The sequence below is a fragment of the Fibrobacter sp. UWH9 genome, from assembly GCF_900129715.1.
Taxonomy (GTDB): domain Bacteria; phylum Fibrobacterota; class Fibrobacteria; order Fibrobacterales; family Fibrobacteraceae; genus Fibrobacter.
The window spans coordinates 25,685-41,616 of the sequence record NZ_FQWP01000024.1; the positions used below are offsets into that span (position 1 = coordinate 25,685).

Genomic DNA, 15,932 nt, shown 5'->3' on the forward strand with positions numbered 1-15,932 from the left:
GGCAAAATAACGGAACTTTTAGTTTCTAGATGGCGTGACTTCGGTCATGCCATCCTTTTTTTTATGCCCAAAGAATGTAAAGAAAACCTTATAATTGTACTTATATGGGAATCTTTAGTTAATTTGAGGCTTGGTAGTGTGTGGTTTTGGATTGATTTAGTTTCACTTTGAGGTGTTTTGTGAATAAGAAAATCGTCCGTATGTCTGTAATGGCACGTTATGCCCTGGCAGGATCTTTAATTTTGGGTACAGCTCTTGGAACAACAGCCTGTTCCGACGACAGTTCAACCGGCGCTGATGATAGCACCACCGGAGAGCTGATCAATTCCAGCGAATCTAGCGAACCTATTTACGACGAAAACGGCAATATCATTTCTAGCGCAAGCGGAGATGTTTCCCCTGTCGACCCCAACAATCCTGCCCCCCTCAGCAGCGCCGGTGTCGTGGACCCGAACAATCCCTCCCCCAATTCCAACGGTTCCACGGAACCCACCCCGGTGGACCCCAATAATCCTGTACCTACCAGCAGCGCAGGCGTCATTACGGAACCTTCTTCCAGCGCCCTCAAGGAATATGACGACAACCACGCTCCCAAGGAGAGCTTCTTGCCGCCGGCAGGTTTCTATACCAGTTTGACCATCGATCCGCCTACCCCCCAAAAGGGAGGCCAGATCAAGTGTACCTTCGATGGCTCCTTCCCCACCCAGAATTCCGAAAGCATTACAGCAGCCAAGCCGATTACCGAAAACACCGTGATCCGCTGCTCTGAATTTGTAAATGGGCAAGCCGCAGATACAACAACGCAAACATATTTTATTAACGAAAATGTGACCATGCCTGTGGTCGCCCTGACGGTGAATCACCACGACATGTTCGACTCCACCGATGGCCTTTATGCTACAGGCCCCCTGACCAACAACCAGGGCGGCGGCATGTGGGATATAGGCGGTTTCGGTGCCACCGACAACAACAATCCCAAGTGCAGCGAACCCTGTAAGCAGGCCAACTTCTGGAAGGATACAGAACTCCCTGTCCATGTAGAATTCTTCGAAAACGGAAGTTCCACCAAGACCAAGAACTGGGAATTTGATGCCGGCATCTCTATTATCGGAAACTACAGCCGCTATAAGCCCAAGAAGAGCGTCGCCATCAAGATGGATAATGACAACTATGGCGACAAGACCTTAAAGTATTCCCTGTTCAAGACCCGCCCCGAAGCCAAGAAGTTCAAGGCATTCAACCTCCGCAACAATGGTAACCGCTTCTGGACAGACTACTTTGGCGACCCCATGCTGGTAAGCCTCATGGAAGGTACCGAAGTGGACTACCAGCGTAGCCGCCAGGTGGTGGTATTCTACAACGGCGAATACTTCGGCATCCACGACATGCGCGAACGCCTGAACCGCAGTTTTGCCGAAACCAACTACGGTGTCGACAGCAAGAGCATCAACGTTGTCAAGAACTGCAGCAACGGCGACGAAGGCTATCAGAATGGTTGGTGCCCCAGCGGTACCAACGGAGCCTCGGCTAATGAATTCGCACAGCTGGTAAATACGATTACCAGTGGCAACTTCGAAGGCGAAAACAACCAGCAGTACGAAGAAGTCAAGAAGAAACTGAACATAAGCAGTTTCGCCCAGTATATGATTGCCGAAATGTATATCCACAACGGCGACTGGCCCAACAACAACATCCGTTTCTGGGGTAGCCCCGCCAATGGCCAGCCCTTCAAGGCCATGATCTTCGACGTGGACCATGGTTACGGCTTTAGCCCGGGTATTACCGGCTTCGATACCGAAAGCCAAAATATGTTCCAGTGGGTTCTGGGAAGCGCAACAATGGATAACAACAATGGAGGCAACCAGGGTGGCAACCAGGGCGGCATAGGTGGTATCGGCGGCTTCGGCGGCGGTATGGGCGGCTGGGGCATGGGCTCCACCACCACACTGGGCAACATGCTAAAGAAACTCCTGGCCAACCCCGATTTCAAGCGTCTGTTCATTAACCAGTCCTGCATCTTGCTGAACAGCTACCTGACTTACGAAAAGGTCCAGGCCGCCGTACAGAATATGCTGGCCACCATTCCCAGTAGCGAACAGTCCCGCGACGAACAGCGCTGGCCCCGTAACCAGAGCAGCTTTACCTGGGCCCCCTCCGGCAGCGATTTGCTGCGATTCGCACAGAACCGCACCGAAACCACCCGCCAGGAACTGGCCAACTACTTCGGCCTTTCCGGTGAAGTTTCTGTAACCCTGTCTGCAAGCGGTAACGGCAAGATCTATGTCGATGAAATGGCCCTCCCCAGCACCACTTACCAGGGCAAATTCCTGGCAGGAAACCCGCTGAAGCTTACCGCCGTGGCCGTATCGGGAGGCGTATTCACGGGATGGTCTGACGGATCTACTGAGAATCCTCGCCTGGTTGAACCTAGCGCAGGTATGACTTTGACGGCTCAATTCAAATAAGATTTCTCTATCGGTTTAGAAGATTTCAGAAAAACGTGGTGCTTCGGCATCACGTTTTTTGCGATTTAAAGCACAGTTTAACACAAAAAAGGTTAACGTCCCTACCTTTTTAGTTAAAAAAAAATATCTTAATCAAGTGTGAATGGAGAATTTTATGATTAAGCATTTAATTTTTCCCTTTTTAGTTTTTTTGACGGCTTTGTGCTTTACGAACTGTAGTACAATTGAAATTAGTGCTGCTGACAAAAATATCGAAGATGCAAATGGTATTCACCACGATACCGTGTATACTACTGACTCCCTGAGACAATTCTACATCCTCAACGATTCCATCGACAATGTCGACACGGTAAAGTTGGATTCAATTAGGGCAGTCATTGTCACTCACAACGATACCATCTATCTAGATAGCATAACTTACCTGGTAGATTCCTCTGCCGCCAAGGAATTTGAAAAACTGGTAAGCCTGGATTCCTGCGCAAAGGAATGGGAAAACTTTAGGGTAAACATCCCCAAGGGAAAGACATACATTTGTAAAGATGGTTCCTGGTCTGTCTACGTAGACTACACCTTGAATAATGCGGCAGTTACAGGCATGGCCCAGAAGGGGCCTCTCGCCTACCAGTCTAACGTAACCATTACCGAATTAACCCTGGATTCCCTTAAAAAGACGAGTAATAGTTTCAGCGACAAGATTTCTGGTAATATGGGGGAATTCGTGATTCCCAAGGTCACCCTGCAAAATCCCATTGTAGAAGTAGAAGCCGAAGGAACATTCCTTAACGAAGTTACCGGAAAGTGGAGTTTACAGAAGGTGACGCTCCAGGCAATTTCCAAGTTGAGCCACAAGGATTCAACCATCAGCCGCGACAGTGTCAACGTGAATCTGCTGACCCACCTGGAGTACCCCCGCGTAAAAAGACTGTATATGAAGGGCTACAGCGTTGATGCCGCCAAGAAGCAAGCTCAGCAGGAAATCATGAATGCACTAGGACTGGGAACTACCGTAGAACACGCCGAAGACCTGAATTTGTATGGCGAGAAAGAAGGTGATGGCCTGCTGATGGCGGTTTCGTTACTGTTCCTGAGAGATCTTGACGATTCAACCGCTTTGGCAAACATTGAATCCTTCCGCAATGACCTGGCGATCAATGGTGTCTGGAACGATTCTGCATTGAAGAAGGATATGGCCGACTGGGCCTACAGATTTTACGTCGACGTTAAATCCGTCAATATATCCGTAAACCTAAGCAGTTGGAATATTGCGGGAATCTCTTCATATACAAATTATCTGAATCAGTTCTGGTCAAATAAGTATGGCCTGGGCCAATGCAACTCCTACAGAAAAAACATCATTCTTCACAACAAGTCTGTAGCGGCAAGTTCCACTGAACAGTACTATATCTGCAATGGCACCAACTGGCGCGAGGCAACCACCATTGAAAAAGACACTTATAAATGGAATTCCTGCAAAACCGGAGACATCAAGAAAGGTAATGTTACCGATTCAGTCTATGTTTGCGGATTAGGCAACAATTGGACATATGACTACATGCAAACCTTGTTCCAGATTTGTGATGAGTCCTCAATTGGCAAAGTTGTGGAAGACTCCACTGAAACCCTGTATATTTGTACGGAAGAAGGCTTTGTCCAATATGATGTTGATGACGCATACGTACTTGACACTCGTGACGGCCAGATTTATAAGACGGCCAAGATTGGAACTCAAACCTGGATGGCTGAGAATTTGAATTTCGTGCCTACAGCTGAATCAGACCAAAGTTGGTGTTATGAAGGATTGGGTCCTGTTCAATCAACATCTCCTTGCTCCGAAAGAGGTCGATATTACCGCTGGAATGCCGCACTAAATAAGACAAGATCTTCTTGTGGATATGGAGTTAGTTGCACTTATTCAAACCCCATTCAGGGATCATGTCCTGTAGGTTGGCATATTCCCACATTAGAAGAATGGTATACTCTCATTAATTTTGTGATGAATGAATATTCCAATGCCGTTTTTGCATTAAACTCCACAACCACATGGACAAACTCCAGCTACGCCACCGATATTTATGGATTTAGCATTAAAGCATACGGAAGTAATCCATATGGAAATACTTCGTTCAGCAATGTGGGAACCCATGCAGAATTCTGGACTGCAGATCAGATATCCACAAGCAACAGCTATCAAATTTCATTCAAATACAATAACTACACAATAGAATCCTCGGACAAGGATGATGCCAGAAATATCCGCTGTATCAAGGATTAACCTAAAGGCGAGAAAAAGGATAAATTATGTTGAATAGAAAGATTTATACGATTTTCTTTGTTTTCAGCCTTTGGGCAGCTTTGTTCATTTACGGATGTGGCGATGACTCAACATCTAGTGCAACTGAACAAAATGGGAATGCATTTATATATGACACCGTGTATGTCAATGATTCCGTATTCAATATTGACACGTTAAAAATTCTTGATACGCTGTATCGTATCGACACGGTTTTTGTGGATTCCATCATTGGTGTCCTGGTGTTGAATCATGACACTATTTATTTAAAGGATTCCGCAGTCATTGCGGATACGGCAAAAATGAAATCCGTCCTGTCGTTCAAGGAACTCAAATACTGCTTTGATGAATGGGAAGGAAACCGCGTATACACCGTCACCAGTGGATACACCTATGTCTGTAAAGATGAACAATGGGTTCTTGACCGCACAGAACCTTATGCCCTGACAAACGGCACCATTACTGGCGTCGCCCAGAAGGGCCCCTTCATGTTCCATAGCGTAATCAATCTCACGGAACTTTACGGCGATTCCCTTTCAAAGACAACCCGTTCCTATACCGACGAAGTTTCTGGCAACAAGGGTGACTTCGTGATACCCGCCGTAACTCTTGAAAACGGCATCGTGTCCATGGAAGCATCCGGCCGATATTACAATGAAGTCACCGGCACATGGACGACAACTTATATGACATTACAGTCCCTTGTAGAAATTTCTGCAGGCGACCAGAAAAAGGTTGGACGTACCAAAGCGAACATCAATATCCTCACCCACCTGGAATATGACCGCGTATTAAAACTTTATCGGATGGGATATTCTTTAGCTGCTGCAAAAAAACAGGCACAGCAGGAAATCATGAACGCATTCGGGTTCCCCACCAAGATTACCAACGCCGAAGATCTTGACCTGTTCAGCACAGCCAACAACAACGGCGTACTGATGACAATCTCGCTGCTGTTCCTCAGGGATCTGAGCGATTCTCTTACCGCAGAAGAAATCAGTCATTTTAGGCAGGACATTGCCGAAGATGGCCTCTGGCAAGATTCTGCGCAGAAAATCGCCATGGCCGACTGGGCCTATAGTTTTGACAAGAACATTGTTCGCGCTTCGGTGTCCAGCTGGAACATTGCGGAAATCGCATATTTCGATAACAGTATGAATGACTTCTGGCAGAACGCCTATGGCATCGGAAAATGCACCTCTACCCGTAACGCCGAAGTCATGAAGAATCAGAATCCCAACAGTTCTAACAAGGACCGTTACTTCATTTGTCGCTATGGTTCCGCCTGGGATTCTGCAACCACCTACGAAAAGGATACCTATGGCTGGAAGAATGATGAAATGGGAGCCGTTAAAAAAGGTAGCGCAACAGATTCATTCTACGTTTATAATGGCACATGGAGCTATGACCCCTTGCAGACCTTGTTCCAGAAATGCGATTCAACTAAGATAGGCATGATTCTGCTGGACACTCTAAGCAATCTTTACAAGATCTGTAGAGAATCCGGTATTGATGATGCTACCGCCTTGGAATACAACACTTACCAATGGGAAGCAGGAACCCCAGGTGAAATCAAGACTGGTTCCGTCAACCCTGATTATTACTACTACTATGTAGCCGACAGCGCATGGCGAGAAGCCAAGACCGTCGAAGTAGACACCTACCAATGGGAAGACGGTGTTGATGGCGATGTGAAAATAGGATCCGTGAATACAAGAAACTGTTACATCTACAGCGTGGATTCCTGGCAAGCTACAGCAACAACCATGTGCGACACTTATGGCTGGGCCGACGGTACCGAAGGCGAATTCAAGGCAGGAAACATAAATACCACCATCATTTATGTTTGGGATAGCGATGAATCTGCATGGCGCGAAGCTAAGGATGAATTCGAAAAAAATTATGGCGCATGCACAACCAATCGTGAAGGCGAAGAAATTCCGGTTAAGGCATGCACGATGTCCTGCACAGAAAAGGAATGGAGTCGCGCAACATTTACAGACTCTAGAGACGGCCAAAAATACACCTATGTCACAATCGGCACCCAGACCTGGATGGCAGAAAACCTGAATTTCGTGCCTACAGTAGAATCAGGACAAAGCTGGTGCTATGCAGGATCCAGTCCAGTCCAATCAACTTCTCCCTGCTCTGAAAGAGGCAGATATTATCGCTGGAATGCAGCACTGAATAAGACAAGATCTTCTTGTGGATACGGAGCCAGTTGTTCTTATTCGACCCCCATTCAGGGATCATGTCCTGCAGGTTGGCACATTCCCACTAGAGCCGAATGGAATACCTTAATTTCATTCGTGCAAACAGAATACTCCAACGCCGTATATGCTCTCAGAGCCACTACCACATGGACAACCTCTGATAATGCCACAGACGATTACGGATTTGATCTTAAGGCTTACGGAAGCAATCCTTATAGCAATGGTTCGTTCAGCAATGTAGGAGCCCGTGCAGATTACTGGACTGCAGACCAGTATTCCTCGAACAACGGCTATTACATTTATTTCAGTTCAAGCAGTAGCACAACAGAATACGCCGACAAGGATGATGCCAGAAATATCCGCTGCGTAAAGGACTAAACAAATCACAGGCTTAAATAACAACAAAGAATCTATTTACTATATTTCTCTGCGTATATTTTTTAACCCGTCTGTCGAAAAAGGCAGACTTCTAACCAAAGGAAGAAACAATGGCTGACAATCTGTCCGTCCTCGGCAAGGCTCGCAAGGCCTACCAGCCGAAACTCCCCGTCGCTCTCCGTAAGGGCGCCCTCAATGTCGCACTCAACAAGGGTAAGGCTACCGAATCCGTCTCTGATCAGAAGAAGATCAAGGCTCTGTTCCCCAACACCTACGGTGCTCCCTACATTCAGCTCAAGGCTGGCAAGGCTGCTGCCGCTGCCAAGGCTTTGAACGTTGGCGTTGTTCTTTCTGGCGGTCAGGCACCTGGTGGCCACAACGTTATCGCAGGTCTCTTCGACGGTATCAAGTCCATCAACAAGAATTCCAAGCTCCTGGGCTTCCTCGGCGGTCCGTCTGGCCTCGAAAACGGCAAGTTCATCGTGATCAACGAAAAGATCATGGACTCCTACCGCAACACTGGTGGTTTCGACATCATCCAGTCCGGCCGTACCAAGCTGGAAACTGAAGAACAGTTCAAGAAGTGCATGGCTGTTGCCAAGGCTCAGAAGCTGGACGCCATCGTCATCATCGGCGGTGACGACTCCAACACCAACGCCGCTGTTCTCGGTGAATACTTCCAGGCTAACGGCGCTTCCTGCGTTGTTTGCGGCTGCCCCAAGACCATCGACGGCGACTTGAAGAACGAATACATCGAAACCTCCTTCGGTTTCGACACCGCTGTGAAGACCTACTCTGAACTCATCGGCAACATCATGCGCGATGCCAACTCCGCTCAGAAGTACTGGCACTTCATCAAGCTCATGGGCCGTTCCGCTTCTCACATTGCACTCGAAGCTGCTCTCCAGACCCATCCGAACATCTGCTTGATCTCTGAAGAAGTCAAGGCTAAGAAGATGAAGCTGAAGCAGGTCATCAAGTACGTTGCAGACATCGTTGCTGCACGTGCTGCTGACGGCAAGAACTTCGGTGTTGCCCTCATTCCGGAAGGCCTCCTGGAATTCATCCCGGATGTTGGCGTTCTGATTTCTGAACTTTCCGAAGCTCTCGCTCACCACGAAAAGGAAGTCGAAGGCCTCGACACCGCTGCTAAGGTTGAAAAGCTCTGCGCTTGGGTTTCCAAGGCTTCTGCTGAAGTCCTCGTTTCTCTGCCTTCCTTCGTTCAGGCTCAGCTCATGCTGGACCGCGACTCTCATGGCAACGTTCAGGTTTCCCTCATCGAAACCGAAAAGCTCATCATCGACATGGTGAAGAGCGAACTCAAGAGCCGCAAGAACTTCAAGGGCAAGTTCTCCGCTCTCAACCACTTCTTCGGTTACGAAGGCCGTTGCGCAGCTCCGTCCAACTTCGACGCTGACTACTGCTACAGCCTGGGCTACACCGCTTCCGTTCTCGCTTTCAACAAGATGAACGGCTACATGAGCTCTGTTCGCGACCTGACCAAGGGTATCGAAAAGTGGACCGCCGGTGGCATTCCTATCACCATGATGATGAACATGGAACGCCGTCACGGTGCAGACAAGCCGGTTATCCAGAAGGCTCTCGTCGTTCTCGACGGTGCTCCGTTCAAGTTCTTTGCTGCTAACCGCGAAGAATGGGCCAAGACTGAATCCTACACCTATCCGGGTCCGATCCAGTACTGGGGTCCCAGCGAAGTTTGCGACGTTACCAACTTCACCATCAAGCTGGAACGCGGCGCAATGAAGGTTGCTGCTGCTAAGAAGGCTCCGGCCAAGAAGAAGTAATCGTTTCGATTGCCAACTTTAAAAGAGAGGTTCCCTCGCAATTGCGCGGGAGCCTTTCTTTTTTACCCTAAGCACCTTTCTTTTGAAAAAAGGCAGTGGATATCACTGAATATCAAAGCAAAACACCGCCTTTTTATTAGTTTACACACAAAATCAAGCGTATATTGTCCCAAAATCTTGTCAACTACTCCTTAAGGGCAGCACTTTTAGGGAAAAAAGTCATTCTCTGGTCATTATTTTTCAATTTACAATGCCGAAAGGCAGTGGAATTCCTTTTTTTTGCAGAAATCCACTGCCTTTTTTTTAATATTTCCCAAAACACGAGGTAACTTATGGCATGCGATAACTGCAAAATCCGCGCACAGTACGACAAGAATCCCAAGTCCCTGATTGGACGATTCTGGCATTTTCACACCAAGTTCTGCCCAGGATTCAAGAAGTATTTCAATAGCCTCAGCGCAGAACAGCAAGAAGAAATGCGCAAACGTTACGATTTGAAATTCTAAATTTCAAACACGATGAATTCAGCTACAGAACAGAAACAGTATAAAAAAGCCTCGCGCGAAATTTACGCCGACTTGCTGCGCATACTAGCCGCATTCGTCGTTGTATTCCAGCACACGGTCACATCTGTTTGGTACACGGTTCCGGTTGACTCCAGTGACTTTGCCGCATTAAACTTTTTGAATAGTTTGAGCAGGTTCGGCGTGGGTGTATTCATCATGGTTAGCGGTGCTTTTATGCTTTCACCCAAGTACCCTCACCCACCTCGCAAAATTTTCACCCATAATCTCCCCCGTACTTTAGTACCGCTCCTGTTTTGGGTGATTGTGTACGGAATCATCGAGCAAGTTATTGCCGGCGGTGACGTTCTGGATTTGCTGTCGGCGCCCCTATTGCTGTTTACCAAGCCCGCTTCACATTTGTGGTTCCTTTATACCATTGCGGGCCTGTACGTTCTGACGCCGCCTCTGCGGGTGTTTACGGAACACGCCTCACGAAAGATGGTCCTGTATGTAATCGCCATCTTCTTCGCCTTTGGTTTGCTACTCCCGACTGCGGATCACCTCCTTGTAAAATTCGCCCACTTCAGGATGTACAAGAACTTGAGTATCCAGGGCGTAACCTCTTTCGCCGGTTTCTATCTCACGGGTTTCTACCTCGCCCACTTCGGGATTTCAGCCACCGCCCGCAAATGGCTGTACGGCGCCGCACTGGCTTCATGGATCATCGCCTTCGTGGCGGCCACCTACATTAGCGAGATGCGCAATACGCCCAACGAATATTTCTTCGGGAATTTCAGGCCCATGACCTTCCTAATGGCCGCAGCCATATTCGCCGCCGTCCGCGCAAAGTTCAGCCGCAAGCTCGACAAAACCCAACACGACAATGCACCCCAACACTGCGACAATGCCCAACACGGCAATGAGCCCGAACACGGCAGCCGTATCGCAAGCTGCCTCCGCTGGGTTGCCGCACTCACCCCTTGCATGATGGGCGTGTACTTGATCCACCCGCTGTTTATCAAAACGTTCTACGGCCTCAAATTGACGGTGCTGGAGCCCCACCCCATCATTACGGCACCTCTGGCCGCCATAGGCTTCTTCGGAATTTCGCTGGGAGCCGTTTACCTGCTCCGCAAGGTACCGGGAATCAGGAAGGTGCTGTAAACAAGAAAGCCCCGGACGAATCCGGGGCAAATTCTAGTCGTTGCCGAGCACCCTCGGCGAAACATTCACTTAGCCGTTCTGCTGTTCGCTGGTGCTAAGCAGGTATGCGTTAATGAAAGGCTTGATCTTGCCATCCAGAACGCCGGCGGTGTCAGAGGTTTCTACGCCAGTGCGCAGGTCCTTTACCAGCTGGTAAGGCTGCAGAACATAGCTGCGGATCTGGCTCCCCCATTCCACCTTCTTCTTTTCAGCCATGCGAGCGTCGCGCTTGGCTTCTTCTTCGAGGCGGTAATGTTCGGCCACCATGGTCTTCAGCATCTTGTAACAGGTTTCGCGGTTCTGGATCTGAGAACGTTCCGTCTGGCAGCTCGCCATAATACCCGTAGGCAAGTGAGTCATACGGACTGCGGAGTCCGTCTTGTTGATGTACTGACCACCGGCACCGCTACTGCGGTAGGTATCCACGCGCACATCAGCCATATCCAGGTCGAATTCCACGTCTTCGTGTTCGGGGTACAGGTACACTGCGGTAAAGCTGGTGTGGCGACGGGCATTGGCATCGAAGGGGCTAATGCGAACCAGGCGATGCACGCCGATTTCGGAACGGAGCAAGCCGTAGGCGTTTTCGCAGGTCACTTCGATAGTTGCGCTCTTAAGGCCGGCATCTTCCGCTTCCTGGAAGTCTACCACCTTGAAGTCCATGCGTTCACGTTCAAAGAAGTGGGTATACATGCGGAACAGCATCAAGGCCCAATCCTGGGATTCGGTACCACCGGCACCCGGGTGGATAGACAGCAAGCAGGCGCAAGCGTCGTCAGGGCCATTCAGCATCTTCTTGAATTCCATCTCTTCGATCTTGGCCTTAAGGTCAGCGATATCCGTTTCAATGGACTTGGTCAAATCTTCGGACTCTTCGTCCTTGCTCATTTCATAAAGTTCGGCCAGATCATTGCAAATGGAAGAAACTTCAGTCCACTTGTTCAGAAGATCGCGAAGGTTGCCGATTTTCTTCATCATGCCCTGAGCCTTTTCCTGGTCATTCCACAGGTTCGGGTCGTTGGAGTCCTTTTCCAACACGTAAAGTTCTTCGGTCTTTGCCTCTAAGTCAAAGATACCCCCAGAGCTTATCGATACGCGCACGCAAATCAATCAGCCCGGTATGTGTAGTCTGGAAAGCCATTCAAAATCTCCATTCAAGGTTCGAGGCCACAGGTTTGAGGCCCGGAGTAAAACTTCTATTAAAAAAAGCAACGGCTTGAATCCACCGCTGCCTTTTTCAATTATTTAAGCGGACTAAACCGTAAGCGGATTAGTTATTGCCGCCGATTGCCTGAGGCGGAGTGTACTTGGCATCAAGGTACTGAACCTTGTAAGTCTTGCCAAGGCCATCCAGGTAAGCCTTCAGCTGAGCCTGGCGATCCTGTTCAGCCTGCACGCGCAGGATGTAGTCGATCTGGTGCTTGTAGCTATCATACTTACCGTCATTACGTTCGGTAAGCATAAAGATTGCAACGCCGTCCTTGTCGGTGTAGACTTCGGTAATTTCGCCCACCTTGATCTTGGCAATGGCCTTGCCCAGAGCGTCGTTACCCTTAACGAACTTGGGAACCACACCGCCGGTCTTCTTGGCAGTCTGGTCGTCGCTGTACATGGCAGCCAGCTGTGCGAAGGTAGCCTTCTTGGAGCGAACCTGTGCTGCAAGACCCTTCAGCATATCCTTGGCGTCAGCCACTTCCTGAGCAGACTTGCCTTTGGTGCTGATCACGATACGGGCACCGCTAACGGAGTCGTTAATGGCAACCTTAGACTTGTTCAGTTCCCAGAAAGCTTCACGCTGCTTTTCGGTAGGATCCTTAGGATACGGAACCTTCTTTTCGAGAATAGCTTCGCTCTTCAGCTGATCTTCGATCTTTTCCTTGAACTGAGCCATGGTGGTGTTGGACTTCTTCAGTTCCTTCTGGAAAGCGTCTTCGCTGGGGAACTGAGCCTTGAAAAGCTTGGTCAGGCTGTCGACCTTGGCTGCCGGAACCTTAATGCCCTGCTTCTTGCATTCCAGCTTGATAAGTTCCTGGCCAACCAGGTTGTCGATGACTGCGTAACGGAGCTGTGTCATCGTCTGGTCGTCAATCTTCTTGCCGCGGAACTGCTGTTCGCCGAGCATCTTGGCAAGGCTATCGATCTTGCCTGCAGAAATACCAGTCTTTTCGACACGAATCACATCCAGGCTCTTGGAATTCATCAACTGTGCAGAAGCGATGCTAGCAGTCAAAAGCAGAGCGGCAGCACCACGAGAAATCAATTTAAGGGACATTATATCATCCTTGTTAAAAATTTTCCGGCAATAAAGATAGCAAAAAAGAAGATGGTAAAGTCGCAAGACAAGGGCGTTGAACTTGTTTTCATTATTTTTCGTTAATAAGGGATGTAATTTTTTATTTTTCGCAGACAAGGAACGCAAACCTATAAGGAGAACATCGTGGAGCTGCAGCACAAGGATAGCACCCAAAGCAAGGGAACCTGCACATGTTCCTGGTGCAAGGGTTCAGGAAAGCGTGGTCGTAGAACGTGCCCGGATTGCAATGGTTCAGGAACCCTTTACCTGGTGGACTGCCCCGACTGCCTTGGAACCGGAGTTTCAAGAGACAGAGGCGTCTGCAAAACCTGCAAGGGCAAGAAAGCCGTCTCCAGCGTAGAAGCCGATAGAATCCATACAGCACGAGAAAAATACGACGGCTACTTGCAGAATCCCGCAGGCGTGTTCTTCAAATCCATCGCCTGCTATATCGCGATCGCCTTTACCGCCAGATCGGTATGGGACCAGATGTGCGTCACTCTAGAGTTCCTTTTTGATGCGGAGATGATATTCCCCTCCGGATTCATATTGCTCTTGGCACTAAGCCTTCTCTTCAAACAATGGAATAACCTTATCAAGGGCTCCACCAACGATGCCGACGGTTCAAAACCGCGCACCATAGGAACAGTCCTTTTTATCGTGGGAATCCTGACCGCCATCATTGCAGGCCCCGTTACGTCAGACGGATTCGGCTGGATGGAAAGCAAGGCCAAAAACACTCTTAACGACAAAATCCTTAAGCCTAGTTCAGTCCAATGCCTAGAGGTAGAATTATCCAGAAAGGTCGACTACACCTACTTCGGCAAGGCCAAAATGAGTAACGGAGAATCAAAGGATATTGTCGCCCGATTCGTGAAGACAGGCTTGTTTTGTTTGATAAAAAAGTCAAATTTTGAACGATCTAAAATGTTTTTTCACGTGTCTTAGGCAATTCAAGTTTTTTGCGCATGGCCAAAAGACGAAGGCTAAAGGTAAAAGCCGTAGTGATTAAAATTCGCGGAGTACTGCCCAGGTTGGCAAACTCTAACACATAAAACAATATACCGCCAATCAGGGCCGCCGTTGCATAAAAGTCGCTTTTTAGCACCTGGGGGATTTCGCTGACCAGCAAATCGCGAATCAACCCACCACCAGCCGCAGTAATGGCGGCAAACAAAATAACAGAGTAAGGTCCAGCCGCCATAGCGCTAGCCTTTGCTGCACCAACCGCAGTAAAGAAGCCTAGCCCCAAGGCATCGGCCACAAGAATAAAAACTCGGATTTTCCGAATCTTCTTGCGCATGAGCAAGTAGAAAAAAGCTCCCACGATACAAATAGGAAAATAAATCGGATTGGTCAAGGCCGCTGGCGGAGTAGCCCCCAGCATCACATCGCGCAGGATACCTCCCCCAACTCCCGTAACCGTGGCAAGCACAATAAGGCCAAGCCAGTCCAACCGGTAACGCACCGCCTTTTCCGCCCCAGAAATCGCGAAGGCAAAAGTACCCAGAATATCAAGAATCAAGAGAAGCATAAACGAACGCAAATATAGAAAAGGGCGCGCAAACCTAAGTCCTAGTCTACAAACTTCTGATTTATAAAGTCATAGACATGGTATGTGTAAAAAGGCTTATTCTCCTCGTACGTCGTTCCTTCACCAATTCTTTTCTTGAAACCATCAACGAGCAGCTTTTTAGCCTGATCAATTACTTCGGCGGACAGAATTCCATCCACATTTACGTCTTGGCCAACCAAGGAATAAAGGTACTTTAATTTAAACTCGCCCTTGGAATAAACGACTTCAAAGAAAACGCCCACCTTTTCATAGTGATAAGCGTCTACAGCCTTTCCCACGTAGTTGCCTTCCTCATTTCCCTTTTCGTCCAAAACGACCCAATTCTTAATATCTTGTTGCTTGAAGGAAATGCGGTCACCACGGGCATACCCCTGCAACTTACGGATTTCATTTGTAATGATGCCTTCGAATAAATCGCCCTGGCATTTAGTCACACCGACGAAGGGCAATTCATTATGGCCCTGCTTGTCGGACAATTGAACTTGAACCTGCAATTGTTGATTCTCTTTTTGATATACACCAGCCAGGTACTTTTTCTTAACCTCAGGGAAAGTGCGTTTCGCCATTTCAATATATGGGGCGAAGACGTCGCTGTTTCCTCGGTTCACATTTACAACATTATCCTTGGCCAGCTCAGCAAAAGAACATACAGCAGCAAAAATCATAACGAACAAGATTTTACGAACAAAAGAAAACATATCAGACCTCCTTATACGTGAATAAAATAAAAAAGAAGCCCGTCTTTGCAGACGAGCCTCATTCCTAAAGGCAATGTTTCTGGATTTCTGCGATGGAGAGGCCAGTGCCCTTGGAAACCTGTTCCAGTGAAAGTCCCATGGCAAGGAAGTTCTTCGCGGATTGCACAAGTTTAGCGAAACCCTTTGCAAGGCCTCGAGCTTCGCCAATTTCTTCACCTTCGGCACGGCCTTCTTCACGGCCTTCGGCACGGATTACATCGGCAACAGACACAAAGCCGTTGCGCTTGCGTTCTGCCATAATTTCTGGACGGTCCATGATTGCCTCCCTGTATTCCGAAGATGTTTCCTCCCCTAAGTATAGTAAAACTTCTTGGATAAAAGCGTGCAAGGTGAAATTGCAAAAATAAACTGGCTCTTCATCAACATGTGTGGGTGGCTTCGCCACCCTTTTTTGTTGACTTTCGCCTAAATTAAACAAAAAATGGGCTATTTTCTAAAATTTAAT

12 protein-coding genes are annotated in these 15,932 nt (G+C 48.3%); 7 read left to right on the plus strand and 5 right to left on the minus strand.

Annotation, left to right across the window (positions count from 1 at the left end; translation table 11 throughout):
• Window positions 1–179: 179 nt before the first annotated feature.
• From BUB94_RS14155 to BUB94_RS14175, 6 genes are all read left to right on the plus strand, one after another.
• Window positions 180–2,465, plus strand: a complete 2,286-nt coding sequence (locus BUB94_RS14155) for a CotH kinase family protein (protein WP_254793751.1) — start codon at window positions 180–182, stop codon at window positions 2,463–2,465.
• Window positions 2,466–2,619: 154 nt separating this feature from the next.
• Entirely contained in the window at window positions 2,620–4,737 is a 2,118-nt protein-coding gene (locus BUB94_RS14160; protein WP_175547685.1) for an FISUMP domain-containing protein, read from the plus strand.
• Window positions 4,738–4,763: 26 nt separating this feature from the next.
• Entirely contained in the window at window positions 4,764–7,346 is a 2,583-nt protein-coding gene (locus BUB94_RS14165) for an FISUMP domain-containing protein (RefSeq protein WP_073238192.1), read from the plus strand.
• Window positions 7,347–7,456: 110 nt separating this feature from the next.
• Window positions 7,457–9,151 (plus strand): diphosphate--fructose-6-phosphate 1-phosphotransferase, encoded by a 1,695-nt coding sequence (locus BUB94_RS14170; RefSeq protein ID WP_073238196.1) that lies wholly within the window; start codon window positions 7,457–7,459, stop codon window positions 9,149–9,151.
• A gap of 332 nt (window positions 9,152–9,483) precedes the next feature.
• Window positions 9,484–9,657, plus strand: coding sequence for a hypothetical protein (locus BUB94_RS16925; protein WP_170932293.1), 174 nt, complete (start codon window positions 9,484–9,486; stop codon window positions 9,655–9,657).
• A 12-nt stretch (window positions 9,658–9,669) separates the two neighbouring features.
• A complete protein-coding gene (locus tag BUB94_RS14175; protein ID WP_073238200.1) occupies window positions 9,670–10,821 on the plus strand; it encodes an acyltransferase in 1,152 nt (383 codons plus the stop codon).
• Window positions 10,822–10,890: 69 nt separating this feature from the next.
• Here the strand turns inward: BUB94_RS14175 and prfB are convergent.
• Both prfB and BUB94_RS14185 read right to left on the minus strand, forming a co-directional pair.
• A protein-coding gene (prfB, locus tag BUB94_RS14180; protein ID WP_139258434.1) for a peptide chain release factor 2 occupies window positions 10,891–12,001 on the minus strand; the annotation gives its coding sequence in 2 pieces (ribosomal slippage) (window positions 10,891–11,928 and window positions 11,930–12,001; 1,110 coding nt in all).
• Between the two features lie 129 nt (window positions 12,002–12,130).
• On the minus strand, window positions 12,131–13,132 hold the full coding sequence (locus tag BUB94_RS14185; protein WP_073238204.1) for a peptidylprolyl isomerase: 1,002 nt from the start codon (window positions 13,130–13,132) through the stop codon (window positions 12,131–12,133).
• Window positions 13,133–13,297: 165 nt separating this feature from the next.
• Between BUB94_RS14185 and BUB94_RS14195 the strand changes: the two genes are divergently transcribed.
• Window positions 13,298–14,101 (plus strand): J domain-containing protein, encoded by an 804-nt coding sequence (locus tag BUB94_RS14195; RefSeq protein WP_139260256.1) that lies wholly within the window; start codon window positions 13,298–13,300, stop codon window positions 14,099–14,101.
• Here the strand turns inward: BUB94_RS14195 and BUB94_RS14200 are convergent.
• The 3 genes from BUB94_RS14200 to BUB94_RS14210 form a co-directional block, all read right to left on the minus strand.
• Window positions 14,076–14,687, minus strand: coding sequence for a trimeric intracellular cation channel family protein (locus tag BUB94_RS14200; protein ID WP_073160969.1), 612 nt, complete (start codon window positions 14,685–14,687; stop codon window positions 14,076–14,078). The two genes, BUB94_RS14195 and BUB94_RS14200, sit on opposite strands and share 26 nt — an antisense overlap.
• Window positions 14,688–14,728: 41 nt before the next feature.
• Complete coding sequence (locus tag BUB94_RS14205; RefSeq protein ID WP_073238213.1) at window positions 14,729–15,427, minus strand: DUF2314 domain-containing protein; 699 nt, start codon at window positions 15,425–15,427, stop codon at window positions 14,729–14,731.
• A gap of 64 nt (window positions 15,428–15,491) precedes the next feature.
• Window positions 15,492–15,743 carry a hypothetical protein gene (locus tag BUB94_RS14210; RefSeq protein ID WP_073238216.1) on the minus strand — a complete coding sequence of 84 codons (252 nt, stop codon included), beginning with the start codon at window positions 15,741–15,743 and terminating at the stop codon, window positions 15,492–15,494.
• Window positions 15,744–15,932 lie beyond the last annotated feature (189 nt).

Excerpts from the sequence above, each read along its gene's own strand:
- BUB94_RS14185 (WP_073238204.1), bottom strand. The coding sequence starts at position 13,132 with ATGTCCCTTAAATTGATTTCTCGTGGTGCTGCCGCTCTGCTTTTGACT.
- BUB94_RS16925 (WP_170932293.1), top strand. The coding sequence starts at position 9,484 with ATGGCATGCGATAACTGCAAAATCCGCGCACAGTACGACAAGAATCCC.
- BUB94_RS14175 (WP_073238200.1), top strand. The coding sequence starts at position 9,670 with ATGAATTCAGCTACAGAACAGAAACAGTATAAAAAAGCCTCGCGCGAA.
- BUB94_RS14165 (WP_073238192.1), top strand. The coding sequence starts at position 4,764 with ATGTTGAATAGAAAGATTTATACGATTTTCTTTGTTTTCAGCCTTTGG.
- BUB94_RS14200 (WP_073160969.1), bottom strand. The coding sequence starts at position 14,687 with ATGCTTCTCTTGATTCTTGATATTCTGGGTACTTTTGCCTTCGCGATT.
- BUB94_RS14205 (WP_073238213.1), bottom strand. The coding sequence starts at position 15,427 with ATGTTTTCTTTTGTTCGTAAAATCTTGTTCGTTATGATTTTTGCTGCT.
- BUB94_RS14210 (WP_073238216.1), bottom strand. The coding sequence starts at position 15,743 with ATGGACCGTCCAGAAATTATGGCAGAACGCAAGCGCAACGGCTTTGTG.
- BUB94_RS14170 (WP_073238196.1), top strand. The coding sequence starts at position 7,457 with ATGGCTGACAATCTGTCCGTCCTCGGCAAGGCTCGCAAGGCCTACCAG.
- BUB94_RS14160 (WP_175547685.1), top strand. The coding sequence starts at position 2,620 with ATGATTAAGCATTTAATTTTTCCCTTTTTAGTTTTTTTGACGGCTTTG.